Origin of the sequence: Cryobacterium fucosi (genome assembly GCF_004403515.1) — a bacterium.
Classification (GTDB): domain Bacteria; phylum Actinomycetota; class Actinomycetes; order Actinomycetales; family Microbacteriaceae; genus Cryobacterium; species Cryobacterium fucosi.
Genome location: NZ_SOHH01000075.1, coordinates 1 through 17,053, shown reverse-complemented (window position 1 = coordinate 17,053; position 17,053 = coordinate 1). Strand labels below are relative to the sequence as shown.

At 67.3% G+C, this 17,053-nt stretch carries 15 protein-coding genes; 13 read left to right on the top strand and 2 right to left on the bottom strand.

Annotated elements, in window-relative coordinates:
- The first annotated feature begins 12 nt into the window (after positions 1 to 12).
- The 5 genes from E3T48_RS11075 to rplL all read left to right on the top strand — a co-directional run bounded on the left by E3T48_RS11075 (position 13) and on the right by rplL (position 3,392).
- On the top strand, positions 13 to 747 hold the full coding sequence (locus E3T48_RS11075; RefSeq protein ID WP_134524121.1) for a DsbA family protein: 735 nt from the start codon (positions 13 to 15) through the stop codon (positions 745 to 747).
- A complete protein-coding gene (locus E3T48_RS11070; RefSeq protein WP_134524120.1) occupies positions 747 to 1,658 on the top strand; it encodes a cytochrome c biogenesis CcdA family protein in 912 nt (303 codons plus the stop codon). Before E3T48_RS11075 ends, E3T48_RS11070 begins: the two co-directional genes overlap by 1 nt.
- Positions 1,659 to 1,712: 54 nt before the next feature.
- Complete coding sequence (locus tag E3T48_RS11065; RefSeq protein WP_166789706.1) at positions 1,713 to 2,015, top strand: DsrE family protein; 303 nt, start codon at positions 1,713 to 1,715, stop codon at positions 2,013 to 2,015.
- Positions 2,016 to 2,440: 425 nt separating this feature from the next.
- Positions 2,441 to 2,956 carry a 50S ribosomal protein L10 gene (gene rplJ, locus E3T48_RS11060; RefSeq protein WP_134524118.1) on the top strand — a complete coding sequence of 172 codons (516 nt, stop codon included), beginning with the start codon at positions 2,441 to 2,443 and terminating at the stop codon, positions 2,954 to 2,956.
- Positions 2,957 to 3,008: 52 nt separating this feature from the next.
- Entirely contained in the window at positions 3,009 to 3,392 is a 384-nt protein-coding gene (gene rplL / locus E3T48_RS11055) for a 50S ribosomal protein L7/L12 (protein ID WP_134510997.1), read from the top strand.
- Between the two features lie 340 nt (positions 3,393 to 3,732).
- Here the strand turns inward: rplL and E3T48_RS11050 are convergent, their stop codons facing one another.
- Complete coding sequence (locus tag E3T48_RS11050; RefSeq protein ID WP_134524117.1) at positions 3,733 to 4,761, bottom strand: LacI family DNA-binding transcriptional regulator; 1,029 nt, start codon at positions 4,759 to 4,761, stop codon at positions 3,733 to 3,735.
- Positions 4,762 to 5,083: 322 nt separating this feature from the next.
- Here E3T48_RS11050 and E3T48_RS11045 point away from each other — a divergent pair, with 322 nt between their 5' ends.
- The 3 genes from E3T48_RS11045 (at position 5,084) to E3T48_RS11035 (ending at position 8,683) form a co-directional block, all read left to right on the top strand.
- Positions 5,084 to 6,400: an ABC transporter substrate-binding protein gene (locus E3T48_RS11045; RefSeq protein ID WP_134524116.1), complete on the top strand. Its 1,317-nt coding sequence runs from the start codon at positions 5,084 to 5,086 to the stop codon at positions 6,398 to 6,400.
- Positions 6,401 to 6,578: 178 nt separating this feature from the next.
- A complete protein-coding gene (locus tag E3T48_RS11040; protein WP_134524115.1) occupies positions 6,579 to 7,712 on the top strand; it encodes a carbohydrate ABC transporter permease in 1,134 nt (377 codons plus the stop codon).
- Positions 7,709 to 8,683, top strand: coding sequence for a carbohydrate ABC transporter permease (locus E3T48_RS11035; RefSeq protein WP_134524114.1), 975 nt, complete (start codon positions 7,709 to 7,711; stop codon positions 8,681 to 8,683). The genes E3T48_RS11040 and E3T48_RS11035 overlap by 4 nt, the downstream gene beginning before the upstream one ends.
- A gap of 180 nt (positions 8,684 to 8,863) precedes the next feature.
- On the opposite strand, the gene E3T48_RS11030 is transcribed toward E3T48_RS11035, so the two are convergent.
- Entirely contained in the window at positions 8,864 to 9,727 is an 864-nt protein-coding gene (locus E3T48_RS11030) for a DUF559 domain-containing protein (RefSeq protein WP_166789705.1), read from the bottom strand.
- Between the two features lie 413 nt (positions 9,728 to 10,140).
- Here E3T48_RS11030 and E3T48_RS11025 point away from each other — a divergent pair, with 413 nt between their 5' ends.
- From E3T48_RS11025 to E3T48_RS11005, 5 genes are all read left to right on the top strand, one after another.
- Positions 10,141 to 12,060, top strand: coding sequence for an ABC transporter ATP-binding protein (locus tag E3T48_RS11025; protein ID WP_241986768.1), 1,920 nt, complete (start codon positions 10,141 to 10,143; stop codon positions 12,058 to 12,060).
- Between the two features lie 378 nt (positions 12,061 to 12,438).
- Complete coding sequence (locus E3T48_RS11020; RefSeq protein WP_134524112.1) at positions 12,439 to 13,803, top strand: cystathionine beta-synthase; 1,365 nt, start codon at positions 12,439 to 12,441, stop codon at positions 13,801 to 13,803.
- A 19-nt stretch (positions 13,804 to 13,822) separates the two neighbouring features.
- Positions 13,823 to 14,977: a cystathionine gamma-synthase gene (locus E3T48_RS11015; RefSeq protein WP_134524111.1), complete on the top strand. Its 1,155-nt coding sequence runs from the start codon at positions 13,823 to 13,825 to the stop codon at positions 14,975 to 14,977.
- Between the two features lie 128 nt (positions 14,978 to 15,105).
- Positions 15,106 to 15,783 (top strand): cyclase family protein, encoded by a 678-nt coding sequence (locus E3T48_RS11010; protein ID WP_166789704.1) that lies wholly within the window; start codon positions 15,106 to 15,108, stop codon positions 15,781 to 15,783.
- 156 nt (positions 15,784 to 15,939) lie between these two features.
- Positions 15,940 to 16,962, top strand: coding sequence for a LacI family DNA-binding transcriptional regulator (locus E3T48_RS11005; protein WP_134524109.1), 1,023 nt, complete (start codon positions 15,940 to 15,942; stop codon positions 16,960 to 16,962).
- Positions 16,963 to 17,053 lie beyond the last annotated feature (91 nt).

Genomic DNA, 17,053 nt, shown 5'->3' with positions numbered 1-17,053 from the left:
GAGGAGAATTTCATGGCGTCCACGCAACGGAAAGCGACTTCGGGTCGGCCTCGGCGCAGGGGCCTGGTGTATTTCATCGTTGGGGGGATAGCGATTGTGGCGGTGCTCGGAGTCGGCCTGGCCGCGCAGTCCGGTACGGCGCAGCCCGATGCTGCCCAGGTCGCGGGTGGTACCGGGGCCGGTCCGGCGCTTCCCGATTTGGCACGGCGGATTGCGGGCGATCCGACTGCGCTCGGCGAAGTCACGGCTCCGGTCGTGCTGGTGGAGTACGCGGACTTCCGATGCCCATTCTGTGGGGTCTACGCCCGTGAGACTCTGCCGCCGCTCGTCGCCGAGTATGTGAAGTCCGGCAGGCTGCGGATGGAGTGGCGGGATTTCCCGGTCTTCGGACAGGAGTCCACCGATGCCGCGGTCGCCGCGAGGGCAGCAGGGGAACAGGGGAGGTTTTGGGAGTTCAACGCGGTGATGTACGCGCACGCCCCTGAACGCGCTCACCTCGAAGTGACGAGGGAGATTCTGCTCCAGTTCGCCCGGGATGCCGGCGTGCCCGACCTGACGCGCTTCGAGAGCGAGCTGTCCAGCCCGGCTCTTCTGGAGCGCGTGACCGCGGACACGGAGGAGGCCTATTCGATCGGCGCGACGGGCACCCCGCTTTTCCTGGTCAACGGCACGCCCATTTCCGGCGCGCAACCCCTCGAGGTTTTCCGCCAGGCAATCGACAACGAGCTGGCGAAAGCGGCGAAGTAGTGGATATCGGTTATGCGGGCGCGCTGATCGGTGGGGTGCTCACCCTGTTGAGTCCATGCTCGGTCATGCTGTTGCCGGCGTTCTTCGCCTTTGCGTTTTCGACTCCCGCCAGGCTCCTGGGCCGGACAGCCGTGTTCTACCTCGGGTTGATCGCCACGCTTGTGCCGGTTGGGGTTCTGGCGGGCACGGTGGGCGCCTTCTTGATCCAGAACCGCACCGTGCTCGTTGTCGGCGCCGCATCCATCGTCATCGTGCTGGGGCTCATCCAGCTGATCGGGATTCGGCTTCCGGCGTTCACTCGAAATGGGGCGGGGGATGGGACATCCGTTGCCTCGGTTTTCGTACTCGGGTCTGTCTATGGGGTCGCCGGCGTGTGTGCGGGTCCCATTCTCGGGTCGGTTCTGACCGTCGCCGCGGTGGGAGGCAACGCCGCCTATGGGGGCATCCTGCTGGCGATCTATGCACTCGGCATGACCGTTCCGCTCTTCGTGCTGGCGCTGATCTGGGATCGACTGAAAATCTCCGAGCGAGGCTGGTTGAAGCCCCGCACGGTGCGCGTCGGAGGTTGGCAGAATTCGTGGCTGATGATCGTGTCAGGGCTGCTCTCCATCGGAATCGGAGTACTCCTCCTGCTCACCGATGGAACGGCCGGCCTCGGCGGTATCCTCACCATCGGCGATCAGTTCACCGCTGAGTCCTGGGTGTTGAGCAGTTCATCGGGCATCTCCAACCTTGTCTTCGGCCTTGCCGCGTTCGCTGTTTTGATCGGAGTCGCCGGGGTCTACACCCTGCGCACCCGTCGACGAGCCGTCGAGTCGGACCAGGTTGCCGAGCCGGGTGTCCGCGGGGCGCTCCTGACGGGATCCGCACGCACCGGCGAATCAGCCGCGCCCGATCGACTGGACGGATAGATGACAATTCACCCAGGCCTCCTCCTGCACGTCAGCGGCGCCGAGGAACCCCAGTTGAAGGCAGGAATCAGGGCGGCCCACAATGCCCGAGCGCAGTTGCCGGACCTGATGATGGAGATCGTCGTGCAAGGGCCGGCGGTGGCCTTTCTGCAGTCCGGTTCAGCCCTCGAACCAGAATTGGCCTCCGACTTGACCGACCTCGGTCCTGTCCACGTTGCCGTGTTGGCTTGTGCCAACAGCATGCGCTCGATCGGCGTGAAACCCGACGAGCTTCTCCGTGGCGTGATTGTGGTTCCGGCCGCCGTCGCACATCTGGCGACCAGACAACTTGACGGGTGGGCCTACATCAGAGTCTGAGTGACGGTGGTCGCGGCGAAGCGGGCCCCGTTGGTGACCCGTTCGCCTGCGCGAGGAACCGCGCCCGGCTGTCGACCGGAACCGGCCGGGTCTTCAGCCCAGGTCGGAGAGCAGCGTGGCCACGAAGTTCCAACGCCAGCCGAACGCATCCGTTACCACCCCGCTACGGAGCGGGCCGCCGCCACGCCGTGGATTTGCGGGCGCACGGCCTCGTCGCCTAGAGTGATCCCTAGCCACAGACCGCCGGTTGTCATCGCCCCTGTAATGGGAGCGGTGATCGAAGGTTCATTCACGTGAACGGCCCGCGCAGGTGTTCGAAGCACGATGCAGCCCTCGGGTCGCTCCCACAGCTCCGGCGCTTGCGCTGGAGCTTTTTTCATGTCTGCGCCCCGGGCTACCGGCACATGAAAACCAAGAGGAGCGCCATGGCGAACAAGGAAGCAACGGTCGCCGAGCTGACGGAGAAATTCCGGAGCTCGACCGCCGTTCTGCTCACCGAGTACCGCGGTCTCACTGTTGCGCAGCTCAAGACGCTGCGCGTTTCCATCAGTGCGGACGCCACGTACGCCGTGGTAAAGAACACGCTGACCAAGATTGCGGCCAACAACGCCGGCATCACGTCGTTTGACGACGAGCTTGTCGGTCCGTCCGCCATCGCCTTCGTGCACGGAGACCCCGTCGCCGTCGCGAAGACCCTGCGTGCCTTTACCAAGGCAAACCCTCTCCTGGTGGTGAAGGGCGGTTACTTCGACGGTAACCCGCTCACCGCCGCAGAGGTAGGCAAGCTCGCCGACCTCGAGTCCCGTGAGGTGCTGCTGGCCAAGCTGGCCGGCGCCTTCAAGGCCTCGCTGTTCGGAGCCGCATATCTGTTCAACGCACCGCTGTCGAAGGCTGTTCGCACCATCGACGCGCTGCGTGAGAAGCAGGAGTCCGCGAACTAGGCATTTGCCTGGCATCGCGGTGAGTAACTAAGAAACTATAGGGAGAAAAATCATGGCAAAGCTTTCCACCGAAGAATTGCTCGAACAGTTCAAGGGTCTGACCCTGATCGAACTCAGCGAGTTCGTCAAGGCGTTCGAGGAGACCTTCGAGGTCACCGCTGCCGCTCCGGTCGCCGTTGCCGGTGCCGCCGGACCTGCCGCTGCTGCTGAAGAGGTCGAAGAGCAGAGCGCGTTCGACGTCGTTCTCGAAGCCGTCGGCGACAAGAAGATCCAGGTCATCAAGGTTGTGCGCGAGCTCACCAGCCTGGGCCTCGGCGAGGCCAAGGCAGTCGTCGATGGCGCGCCGAAGGCCGTCCTCGAAGGCGTCTCCAAGGAGGCCGCTGAAAAGGGCAAGGCTGCTCTCGAAGCTGCCGGCGCCACCGCAGTCCTCAAGTAACCGGGCCCCTCTGGGGGGTCGGACGGCGTCAGTCGTCCTGCACAATGACGGGCGTCGCATCCACTGGGTGCGACGCCCGTCGTCCGTCAACCCGCCTGCTCACCCCCCCGTGCGTGTGTTCCGAATTCAGGTGTCGGCATCCGCATTCCGGCGATGGCGGCCAGAACGGGCCAGAGAACAGGGTCGACACCTGAATTCGGAACAGGGCGGCAGGGGCGGGCGACGGATGTCCATCGCGGGGCTATGGGTATAAATAGCCAAGCTATGTACAGCGGAGGATGCACTCCGCCCCGGGTTCGGCGTGCTGGCCGCCGCCGGGCGGCTGCCGGGCGGCCGGCGGTCAGGCGCCGGGCGGGTTCCGCGGCGGGCTGGTGCTCGAACGGAACACCAGGTTGGTCGGCAGCACGGTCAGGTGGTCGGACTCATCCCGGTGCAAGGGAGCGTCGAGTTCGGTCAGGAGCGTCGCCACGGCGAGCCGCCCCTGCCGCCTGGGGTGCTGCTCCAGCGTGGTCAGGCGGAACATGTCGGCATAGGGATGCCCGTCGATGCCGATCACGGACAGGTCCGCCGGCACCTGGATGCCCAGTTCCCTGGCCGCGACGATGAGACCGATCGCGATCTCGTCGCTCGCCGCGAAGACCGCGGTCGGGCGGCTACGCGGGTCGCCGAAGACGGACAGGCCCACCCGGTAGCCGCCCGGCATCGTGAACTCGCACGGGTAGAAGCATCCGCTTGTCGCACGCCCAGCATCGCGCATCGCCGCATAGAACCCGGTCAGCCGATTGCTGTGCACCTTGAAGTCCATCTCATCGGCCTGGTTGCCGCCGACGTGCACGATGTCCTGGTGGCCGAGGCTGAGCAGGTGTTCCGTGGCGAGCCGGGCGGCGGCGACGTCGTCGATCGCGATCGTCTGCACTCCCCGGATCGGCCCACCGATGCCGACCAGCGGCCGGCCGAGGCGGTGCAGATGGTCGACCTCTCCCTCGCTGAGCGCGACCCCCACCGAGATCACTCCGTCGAACCGCTTGCGGGCCAGGAAGTAGTCGAACACGCTGTCCCGCTCGGGGGAGGCGGCGGGCAAGTTGTAGAGGGTCATGTCGTAGCCCTCGGCGAGGAGAGCCTCTTCCATGCTCTCGAGTACCTCGGAGAAGAACCAGCGGCTGATGAACGGGATGATGACGCCGATGCTCTTGGTGCGGCCGGTGACCAGGCTGGCGGCATTGGGGGAGGCGACATAGCCGATCGCCCTCGCCGCGGCGACGACCTTCTGCCTGGTCTCCTCCGAGACGTAGCCCCGGCCGCTCAGGGCACGGGACGCGGTGGCCTTCGCCACACCGGCGAGGCGGGCGACATCCGCGATCGCGCTCATTCCGGCCTCCATCGTTGGTTGTGCTGACGACAGACTAGCGTCAAACGGGCAGTTCTGGAACCGGTTCCATGAATATTTCCGCTCGGCACCGTCCCGCATCCGGTCACGCCGATGCCCTCCGTTCCCCCCGCCCAGTGTTGAGAGCGTTCTCCCGCGATCTTTTTCAATTTGTGACCACATCGGTCTTGCGCATAATCGGGTCGTGCCGTAACTTGTGGTGTGGAACCGGTTCCCTATCCGGGCGTTTCCAGCACCTGCAGCACCTCGGTGTCCATGGGGAATCCCCCGATCGAACACCACCACATCTCAATGAGGAGGAATAATGCGGCTCTCGCATCGCCGTTTCACAGCACCCATCGCCATTGCGGCGATCGCCGGCTTGACCCTGGCCGGTTGTTCCGGCGGACCCGGAAGCACGACGTCCGACGCCGGCGCCAAGGGCGACGGCGTCGTCACCGTGTACGGCACGATTGCCGACACCGAGGCCAAGCTGCTCGAGCAGTCCTGGGCCGACTGGGAAAAGAAGAACAACATCGACATCCAGTACGAATCGTCGAAGGAGTTCGAAGCGCAGATCGCGATCCGCGCCCAGGGCGGCAACGCACCTGACCTCGCCATCTTCCCGCAGCCCGGCCTGATGGCCGACCTCGCCAGCCGTGACTTCCTGAAGCCGGCTCCGAAGGCAGTCGAAGACAACGTCGACAAGAACTGGTCCGAGGACTGGAAGGCCTACGGCACCGTCGGAGACACCTTCTACGGCGCCCCGTTGATGGCCAGCGTCAAGGGCTTCATCTGGTACTCGCCGGCGAAGTTCAAGGAGTGGGGCGTTGAAGTGCCCACGACGTGGGACGAGCTGCTCGCCGTGACCAAGACCATCCAGGAGAAGTCCGGCACCGCACCCTGGTGCGCCGGCTTCGGCTCCGGCGACGCCACCGGCTGGCCGGGCACGGACTGGGTCGAAGACCTTGTCCTTCGCGAAGCCGGACCGGAGACCTACGACAAGTGGGTCAAGAACGAGATCCCGTTCACCGATCCCGCGATCAAGACCGCGTTCGACTCCCTCGGACAGATCCTGCAGAACCCGGCCTACGTCAACGCCACCTTCGGCGACGTGCGCTCGATCAACACCACGGCCTTCGGCGACGTTGCCACACCGATCGCCAACGGCACTTGCGCCCTGACCCACCAGGCGTCCTTCTTCGACGGCTTCATCACGGATGCCGGCGGAAAGGTCGGTCCTGACGGCGACGTGTGGGCCTTCATCACTCCGGCCGCCGAAGCCGGCGGCCAGGCCGTGACCGGTGGTGGCGAGATCGTCGGCGCATTCTCCGACGACGCCGACACCCAGAAGGTCCAGGCCTACCTCTCCAGCGCCGACTGGGCCAACAGCCGCGTCAGTCTCGGTGGAGTGATCAGCGCAAACAAGGGTCTCGACCCGGCCAGCGCGAAGAGCCCGATCCTTCAGCAGGCCATCAAGATCCTCCAGGACCCGAAGACCACCTTCCGCTTCGACGCCTCCGACCTCATGCCGGGTTCGGTGGGAGCCGGAACGTTCTGGAAGGGAATGGTCAACTGGATCAACGGCACTCCGACCGACGAGGTGCTGACCAGCATCGAAGGCGGCTGGCCGTCCAAGTAGCAGGACAGGGGCTCAGACCCCGCGTAACACAGCACGTGTAGTAGCAGCACCGAACAGTGGTGGGCCGCTCGTCTTGAAAACCGGGCGGCCCACGCCATTGTGGGTGTAGCGTGGCGGTAAATTTTCCCGCCAGACCAGCGATCACCGTGAGTCCACAGTCGTACTCGAGAGGTTTCAGATGTCAGCGTTCTTTGCCTGGCTGGGGCAATTGCCGGCCCTCGCACAAATCCCCATCATCGTCCTGGCCTTCGTCGCCCTGGTCGGGGCGATCCTGTTCTTCGTCGAGATCGCCCCGCGGTCCGGCAAGATCTACACCGTCGTCCGGCTCGTGGTGTGTGTGGCCGCTCCGCTGCTCGTGCTCCTCGCCGCCGGGTCGTACTGGTGGGCAGCGGCCGCGGCCGCAGTGCTCGGCGGGGTGTTCTTCATCGTCGACTACCGGTCACGATCCGGAGCCGGCTATCTCTTCCAGCTCGTCGGATTCCTCGCCCCGGCCATCCTGCTCCTCGTGATCGGCCTGGTCATCCCGACCATCCAGACCACGGTGCAGTCGTTCATGAACTCCCGCGGGACCGCCTTCATCGGCTTCGACAACTTCGTCTGGGTGTTCACCCAGCCTGAGGCGATCCGCACGGTGCTCAACACGATCGTTTGGGTGTTGGTCGCCCCGCTCGTGTCCACCATCGCCGGGCTCGCCTACGCGGTGTTCATCGACAAGAGCCGCGGCGAGAAGTACTTCAAGATCATGGTGTTCATGCCCATGGCCATCTCCTTCGTCGGCGCGTCGATCATCTGGCGCTTCGTCTACACCGCCCGGCCGGCCGACCAGAACCAGATCGGCCTGCTCAACCAGATCGTGGTCTGGTTCGGCGGCCGGCCGATCGACTTCATCGCCAACGAGCCATGGAACACGTTGTTCCTGATCATCGTGCTGATCTGGGTGCAGACCGGATTCGCCATGGTCGTGCTGTCCGCGGCCATCAAGGGCGTGCCGGCCGAGCAGATGGAGGCCGCCGAACTCGACGGCACCAACGCCTGGCAGAAATTCACGAACGTGACGGTTCCCGGTATCCGCAGCGCCCTGATCGTCGTCCTGACGACGATCTCCATCGCCTCGCTCAAGGTCTTCGACATTGTGCGCACCATGACCGCCGGCGCCAACGACACGAGCGTGATCGCGAACGAGATGTACACGCAGTTCAAGAACTTCGAGCTGGGCCGCTCGGCAGCCTTCGCCGTCGTCCTGTTCCTGCTCGTGCTGCCGATCGTCATCTACAACGCCCGCCAAATCCAGAAGCAGAGGGAAATCCGATGAGCGCGATACTTCCGGTTGAGCTCCCCGTCGACCCGTCCACCAAGAAGCAGTTGCGCAACGGGGCCCGCAAGTCGGAGTTCGCGGCGGCGCGGCGCACCAAGACGCGTCTGACCAGCCGGGGCGCCACGATCGCGGCCCTCGTGATCGCCGTGGTCTGGACGATCCCCACCTTCGGTCTCTTCGTCTCGTCGTTCCGGCCGGCCCAGCAGGTGCGGACCACGGGCTGGTGGACGATCTTCTCCAACTGGGGCGTCACGCTCGACAACTACTCGGACGTGCTCCAGGCCGGCAACAGCCAGCTGAACCTGGCCGGCGCGTTCATCAACTCGATCGCGATCACCCTCCCGGCGACGCTGCTTCCCCTGATCATCGCTAGCCTTGCCGCATACGCGTTCGCCTGGATCGACTTCCGGGGCAAGAACGTGCTGTTCATCGCGGTCTTCGCTCTGCAGATTGTGCCGCTGCAGATGGCCCTCGTGCCGCTGCTCCGGTTCTTCTCGAAGGGTGAGATCTTCGGCTTCCCGGTGGTCACGGCGATCAGCGACGCCGGCGGCTACTCCCAGGTCTGGATCGCCCACACCATGTTCGCCCTGCCTCTGGCGATCTACCTATTGCACAACTTCGTCTCGGAGATCCCGGCCGACGTGATCGAGGCGGCGCGCGTGGACGGCGCCGGCCACGGCCAGATCTTCTTCCGGATCGTGCTGCCGCTGACGATGCCGGCCATCGCATCCTTCGCCATCTTCCAGTTCCTCTGGGTCTGGAACGACCTGCTGGTGGCGCTGATCTTCGCCGACGGCGCCGTCGCCCCGATGACGAAGCTGCTGGCGGAGATCACCGGAAGCCGCGGCCAGGACTGGCACCTGCTCACCGCCGGCGCCTTCATCTCGATCCTCGTGCCGCTGATCGTGTTCTTCAGCCTGCAGCGCTACTTCGTGCGCGGCCTGCTGGCCGGCTCGACCAAGGGCTAGCCCCGGCATCCGCCCGCCGATCGACCGCCCGCCCCGCCCCGCCCCGCCTCGACCGCCCGCCCGCGTTCCGAATTCAGGCGTCCAGCCCCGTTCTCCGGCAATTCCGCTCGAATCCGGCCCGAGAACGCCCTGTACTCCTGAATTCGGAATGCCTGCGGGCGGGTGCGGGCGGGACCGGGCTCACGGGCGGTGACCGGCAAGGGCCGCGCGGATCGCAGCAAGCACGAGGGGCCAGTTGCGCATTACCAGGGCGTAGCTGAAGCGCAGGCTGCGAAAACCGCGAATAGCGAGCTCGGCGTCCCGCCGGCAATCCTCGTCGTGGGCGGGCCCGTTGTCGTGGTGCTCCAGCCCGTCCCATTCGACCACGAGCCAACCCTGCAGCAGCAGGTCGACGCGGCCGACGCCGGCGATCCTGACCTGGTGCCGGCCGCGGATGCCCGCATGCGCGAGCCGAACCCGGCCAATGCTCTCGAGGAAACTGTGGCACAGCGCAGTGCAGTCCTGGAGTTCGGCCAGAATAGTCTCCGGCAGATCCAGCAGCCACAGGTCCAGCTCGGTGCTGCCGTCCGGATCCAGGTGAAGGAACGAGTCGAAGGCGGCGACAGCGAGTTCGGCGCTCTGGCAGAGCGCGATCTGCAGCACCGTTTCGCGCGGCGAGGTGACCAGGCGCGTGAGCGGCTCGGAAGGCACCCGGTCGGCCCAGTGCAGGGTGATCCCGTGCGGCGCAGGGGCGGACATCCGTTCCCGGGGGTCCAGAGGGGTGCGCAGGCGCGCCGCGTTCGGGGCGAGGCAGACGTGCAGCCCCGGTCGTTCCTGCACGGCCCAACCGTAGTGACGCGCGGCCGAGACGCACGCGAGTCGGCCGCCGATTCGCACCGCCCTGACCAGATCGGACGGCGTGCCGGGGAGCGCGTACCAGCCCTTCCTTGGTCGGAACACGTGCCCCTGATTGACCGCGATGCTCAATTGCCGACCGGTTGCACCACGGGCGATGAGTTCGCGCCGCTGCGCGACTCCCTGAAGCGTGGTGAGGACATCCGTCACGTGTGTCATGCGGGGAGCCTCGCGCGCCGGGCGGGAGCCTCACGGCTGAGCGCGCCGTCTGTGGAGAAACACCGCCCCGCGCATCCTGTGGATGACCACCGCCCAGCCAGCTTCCCACGCGGGTGCCGACCCGTCACGTCCCGGTGCCGAATTCAGGTGCAGAGCCCCGAATCCGGCGGAGTTGGTCGGGCTTCCGCACTCCCGCGCCCTGTACTCCTGAATTCGGAACGGGGAATGGGCAACGGGGAACGGGGAATGGGCAACGGGGAATGGGCAACGGGGAATGGGCAACGGGCAACGGTACGGGGAATGGGGAACGGGCGGGGAGTGGGGCGGGAACGGCCTTTCCGACCGGGGTATCCGCCCGCCGGCGCCCGGGCCATCGGGCGGCCTCGGGAGCTTAGAGTGAATCCATGAGTGGAATGCACGGCGGAGGCAGCCCGCGCCAGGCCGGTCAATACGGGCGTCCCCGAGGCCGGGTCAGCGGCGGGGACGCCGTGGCCCAGCGGGCGGAGAACGCGGAGGCGCCGCGCATCCCGAACCTGCTGCGCCGCATCGGCTCCCTGTTCGCGCCGCACCGCCGGGATCTGTCGATCACCGTCGTGCTCGTCTTCATCAGCGCAGCCCTGTCGGTGCTGCCGCCGCTGCTCGTGCAGCGCGCCTTCGACGAGGGGCTCTTCCCGCCGGGCGGCAACCCGAACCTGCCGCGACTGGCCACTCTGGTCGGCCTGATGATCGGCATCTACCTGGGTTCGCAGCTGCTCGGCGTGTGGCAGACCTGGCTGACCGCCACCGTGGGCAACTCGGTGATGGGCGCGCTCCGCGTGCGCCTGTTCACCCACCTGCAGGCGATGGAACTCAGCTTCTTCACCAAGACGAAGACCGGCATCATCCAGTCCCGGCTGCAGAACGACGTCGGCGGCGTGGCGAGCGTGCTCACCAACACCATCTCCAGCCTGCTCGGCAATGTTGTCACCGTGATCGCGGCCCTCGTGGCCATGCTGCTGCTGAACTGGCAGCTCGCCATTGTGGCCGTGATCCTGATGCCCGCGCTCGTCATCGCGCAGCGCCGGGTCGGCCAGGTGCGTGCCCGGATTGCGTCGAGGACCCAGGAGTCGCTTTCCGACATGACGGCCATCACCCAGGAGACGCTGAGCGTGTCGGGCATCCTGCTCTCGAAGAGTTTCACCCGGCAGCAGGCCGAGATCGGCCGCTACTCCGACGAGAACGACAACCAGGTGCGGCTGCAGGTCAGCCAGCAGATGAGCGGCCAGTGGTTCTTCGCCATGGTCAGCATCTTCCTTTCCAGCATCCCCGCGATCGTCTACCTGGTCGCCGGCCTGCTGATGGTCAACGGCACCACGGATGTCACGCCCGGCACGATCGTGGCGTTCACCACCGTGCAGTCCCGGCTTCTGTTCCCGCTGCTGGGGCTGATGCGGGTGGCACTCGATCTGCAGACCTCCAGCGCCCTGTTCGCCCGCATCTTCCAGTACCTCGACCTCACCCCCGCGATCAGCGACGCTCCGACCGCCGGCGACGTGCCGGCCGCCGGCGAGGCGACCGGCCGGGTCGAGTTCGACGCCGTCACCTTCGCCTACCCGGATGCCACGGCCGACTCCCGGCCGACGCTCGACGCCGTCTCGTTCCGGATCGAACCGGGCGGGTTCGCGGCCTTCGTCGGCCCGTCCGGGGCAGGCAAGACCACGGTCTCCTACCTGATCCCGCGCTTCTACGAGGCCTCGGCCGGCCGGGTGCTGTTCTCCGGCGTCGACGTGCGGGACCTCAAGCAGGAGTCCCTCGTCTCCCACATCGGCATAGTCAGCCAGGAGACCTACCTCTTCCACGCCACGATCGCCGAGAACCTGCGCTACGCGAAACCGGATGCGTCCGACGCCGAACTCGAGGCCGCCGCCCGTTCCGCGAGCATCCACGACACCATCGCGTCGTTCCCCGAGGGCTACGCCACGGTCGTCGGGGAGCGCGGCTACCGGCTCTCCGGCGGTGAGAAGCAGCGGATCGCGATCGCCCGGGTGCTCCTCAAAGACCCCGAGGTGCTCATCCTCGACGAGGCGACGAGCGCCCTGGACTCCATCTCCGAGCGGATCGTGCAGACCGCGCTGGACACGGCGTCCCGGGGCCGCACGACCATCGCCATCGCGCATCGGCTGTCGACGATCGTCTCCGCCGACGTGATCTTCGTCGTGGACGGCGGCCGGGTGGTGGAGAGCGGCACCCACGCGGAGCTGCTCGCCGCGAACGGCGTCTATGCGCGGCTCTACGCCGAGCAGGTGACCGCGCCGTCGCCGTCCCGGCTGCTCCCCGCGGAGTAGCCCGCGGCATCCGGCGCCGCCTGCGGCGCCCCCGCATTCGTCGTGGCGCACGTTTGGGAAGGGGGCGCACGTTCTATCGTGCGCCGGCTTCCTCACCCTCCGCCGCGAGCCCGCCGGACCCCGTCGCACGTCGCAGTCTGGTGACTCCGGGCGCGCTTCGATAGAGTGGGAAACGTGCTTGTTCTGATGTCGTGTCCGTGGTGTGGCTGTCGATAGCCGACCCCGCACTAGCCGACGCCACGCCGGCCGGCCCCGCGCCGGTCGACCCGGGCAATCCCACGACCTCGCGGTTCCCTCGATTTGCGCACAGCCGGCGCGCGCAGCCTCCGGCCGCGCGGCGAGTCAAAGACGGCGCGACACCATGACGAAGGACATTCCATGAAAATTGCCGACACCATTCTCGACCTGATCGGCGACACTCCGCTGGTCAGGCTCCACAAGGTCACGGAGGGCGTGGCCGCCACCGTGCTGGTCAAGCTCGAATACCTCAACCCGGGTGGGTCGTCCAAGGACCGCATCGCGACGCGGATCATCGACGCGGCCGAGCGGGACGGCCTGCTCCTGCCCGGCGGCACCATCGTCGAGCCGACGTCCGGCAACACCGGCGTCGGCCTCGCCCTGGTCGCCCAGCAGCGCGGCTACCGGTGCGTGTTCGTGCTCCCGGACAAGGTCGGCGAGGACAAGCGCAACGTGCTCACGGCGTACGGTGCGGAGATCGTGGTGACCCCGACATCCGTCGCCCCCGACCACCCCGACTCCTACTACAGCGTCTCCGACCGGCTGGCCCGGGAGATCCCGGGGGCGTTCAAGCCGAACCAGTACGCGAACCCGAACGGGCCGCTCAGCCACTACGAGACCACCGGTCCCGAGATCTGGCGCGACACCGACGGCACCGTCACCCACTTCGTGGCGGGCGTGGGCACCGGAGGCACCATCACCGGCACCGGCCGCTACCTGCGCGAGGTGTCCGGCGACACCGTGCGCATCATCGGCGCCGACCCGGAGGGCTCGGTCTACTCCGGCGGCACCGGCCGGCCCTACCTGGTCGAGGGCGTCGGCGAGGACTTCTGGCCGGCTGCCTACGACCCGGCCGTGGTGCACGAGGTGATCGCGGTCTCCGACGCCGACTCCTTCGCGATGACTCGCCGCCTCGCCCTCGAGGAGGGCATCCTCGTCGGCGGCTCGAGCGGCATGGCCGTCGTCGCCGCCCTGCGCGCCGCCGAGAAGCTCACCGCCGCCGACACCGTCGTCGTGCTGCTGCCCGACGGCGGCCGCGGCTACCTGGGCAAGATCTTCAACGACGGCTGGATGCGCAGCTACGGTTTCACCAACGCGCCGGCGGGGCACACCGTCGGCAACCTGCTCGAATCGAAGACCGGCACGCTCCCGGCCTTCGTCTACGTGCACCCCAGCGCCACCGTGCGCGACGCGATCGAGCGGATGACGTCGTCGAGCGTCTCCCAGGTGCTCGTGCTGACCGCGAAACCGCCGGTCGTCATGGGCGAGGTCGTCGGCTCCCTCGACGAACGCCACCTGATGGAACTCGTCTTCTCCGGGGAGGCGAAACTGGGCGACCAGGTCAGCGCCTTCGTCAGCGAGCCCCTGCCGATGATCGGCGTGAACGAACCGGTCGCCGCGGCGCGGGCGGCCTTCGCCGGCCATGATGCGCTGCTCGTCACCGACGGCGGCAAGCCCCTCGGCGTCATCACCCGTCACGACCTGCTCAGCTACCTGAGCGCCTAGACAAGTAAGGATCCTTTCCATGGCTCGCACGCAGAACTTCGACACCATCGCCATCCACGCCGGGCAGGACTTCGATCCCACGACCGGCGCCGTGATCCCTCCGATCTACCAGACCTCCACCTATGTGCAGGAGAGCATCGGCCTACTGCGCGGCGGCTACGAGTACAGCCGCGGCGGCAACCCCACCCGCACGGCGCTCGAGACCCTGCTCGCCGCGCTCGAGGGCGGCAAGCACGGACTGTCCTTCGCCAGCGGGCTCGCCGCGGAGGACACGATCCTGCGTGCCCTCCTGGCGCCCGGCGACCACATCGTGCTCGGCAACGACGTCTACGGTGGCACCCACCGGCTCATCAACAAGGTGCACGGGGCCTGGGGTGTGCGGAACACGACCGTCGAGATGTCTGACCTGGCCGCGGTCGAGCAGGCGATCATCCCGGGCAAGACGAAGATCCTCTGGGTGGAGACGCCGAGCAACCCGCTGATGAAGATCAGCGACATCTCCGCGCTCGCCGAGCTCGGCCACCGCTTCGGGGTCACCGTCATCGTCGACAACACGTTCGCCTCGCCCGCGCTGCAGCATCCGCTGGCCTTCGGCGCCGACGTGATCGTGCACTCCACCACCAAATACCTCGGCGGGCACTCCGACGTGCTCGGCGGGGCCCTGATCATCAACGACGACGCGCTGGCCGAGAAGGCGCAGTTCCTGCAGTTCGCGGCCGGCCCGGTCTCCGCCCCGCTCGACGCCTGGCTCACCGTGCGCGGCATCAAGACCCTGTCGGTGCGGATGGATCGCCATTGCAGCAACGCCCAGGCCATCGCCGAGCACCTGCAGGGCCACCCGGCCATCGACACCGTGTACTACCCCGGACTGCCGGACCACCCCGGCCACGACCTGGCGAAGAAGCAGATGCGCGGCTTCGGCGGCATGCTGTCCCTCGCGTTCGCCGGGGGAGCTCCGGCGGCGCGCGCCTTCGCCGAGTCGACCCACCTGTTCCAGCTGGCCGAGTCCCTCGGCGGGGTCGAGTCCCTCGTGAACTACCCGTCCGAGATGACGCACGCCTCCGTGCGCGGCACCGAACTCGAGGTGCCGGACAACATCATCCGGCTCTCGGTGGGCATCGAGGACGTGGCCGACCTGATCGACGACGTTGAGCAGGCCCTGCCCCGCCGCTAGAAGTGAGACAGTGATTTCTAACCCCGTGTCGACGGATGCGTCTCCCGCGAACGCCGGATCCCTCGGCCTGGTGCAGGGCACCGCCCTCTACATCGCAGCCGTGCTCGACAGATCCCCGAGGAGACCCCATGACCGACACCCATTCCCGCTTCATCGATCTGAGCCACGAGATCCGGGCCGGTCTGGTGACCTACCCCGGGCTGCCGGCCCCGGTGATCACGCCCCACCTCACCCGAGAGGACTCGCGGGCGCGCTACGCGCCGGGCACCGAGTTCGCGATGGACCTGATCACCATGATCGGCAACACGGGCACCTACCTGGACAGCCCGTTCCACCGCTACCCGGACGGCCCCGACCTGGCCGGCCTGTCCCTCGACACCCTGGTCGACCTGCCCGCCCGTGTATTCCATCTGACGGATGCATCCTCCCGCGGCATACCCGCCGACGCATTCGACCTGAGTGGGAGCGACCTGACCGGGGCGGCCGTGCTGTTGCACACCGGCTGGGACGCTCACTTCGGCACCCCGGAGTACGCCGTCGGCGCGCCCTACCTGACCGGCGAGGCGGCACAGGTCCTGGTCGAGGCCGGCGTCGTCCTGGTCGGGATCGATTCCCTCAACATCGATGACACGGAGTCCGGCGGGGAACGGCCGGCGCATTCCCTGCTTCTCGCCGCAGGCATCCACGTGGTCGAGCACCTCACGGGGCTCGCCGCGCTGCCGCAGTCGGGCGCGCGGTTCACGGCCGTGCCACCGAAGATCGCGGGGTTCGGCACCTTCCCGGTGCGGGCCTACGCCCTGTTGTGACGCTCGCTCGCCCGGATGTGACAGTAACCTGAGCGGTTTCCGCCGGCATCTCCTGGGAATGTGACTGTCACACCGCGCTTTCCGACCGGCGGCCAGGTGTGCATAATTGATGTGCGTTCACATTTGTGACCGTGCACATGTGAACAAGGTCGTTACGTGACAGAGAATTTGCCCAAGGTGCGCGCGCCCAGCATCCGGGATGTGGCTCGCCTGGCCGGGGTCTCCCACCAGACCGTCTCGCGCGTGCTGAACAACCACCCGAGTATCCGGGAATCGACCAAGGCCCGCGTGCTCCAGGTCATGGCAGACCTCCAGTACCGGCCGAACCGTGCCGCGCGGGCGCTCTCCCGCGGACGGTCCCGCACGATCGGAATCCTTTCGGCGCAGAGCTCAGAGTACGGCCCGGCCAGCAGCATCGCGGCGATCCAGGACGCCGCCCGGGAAGCCGGCTACTACGTGAACACCGCAAACCTGGACACGGTCGACCAGGAGTCGATCGAGGCGGCCCTCATGCACCTGATGCTCCAGGCGGTGGAGGGCATCGTGGTGATCGCTCCCCAGGTGCGGGTCTTCGACGTGCTCGAACAGCTGTCGATCACGGTGCCCTTCGTGTCGCTGCAGTCGACCGGTCACCTCGACGACCACGCCCTGTCGGTCGACCAGATCGCCGGCGCCCGGCTGGCCACCCGGCACCTCATCGACCTCGGCCACCGGCGGATCTACCACCTGGCCGGCCCGCAGGACTGGATCGAGGCGGAGGCGCGGATGCGTGGTTTCCTCGACGAGATGGGGGCGATGGATGTCCCCACGACGGCGCCGATTCTCGGCGACTGGACCGCGGACTTCGGCTACCACGCGGGACGGGAGCTCTTCGGCCGCCGCGATTTCACCGCGATCTTCTCCTCGAACGACCAGATGGCGCTCGGGCTCATGCACGCGGCCCGGGATGCCGGCCTGGACATCCCGGGGGACATCAGCATCGTGGGATTCGACGATATCCCGGAGGCGGCACACTTCTGGCCGCCGCTGACGACGGTGCGGCAGGACTTCGGCGAGCTCGGCCGCCGTTGCATCGCGCTGCTGCTGAGCAACCTCCCGGGCAGCGAGCCCATTGCCGACCGCGAACCGATCATGCCGCGGCTGATCGTGCGCGAGTCGACGGCGCCGCCGGCCTTCTGACGCCGCGCCCGTTTCGGCAGGCCGCCACCGCGGGGGCGGGCGCGGCCTGCCGAAACCGGCGCGCCCTGGCGCCGACAGCCGCGCCGGGGCG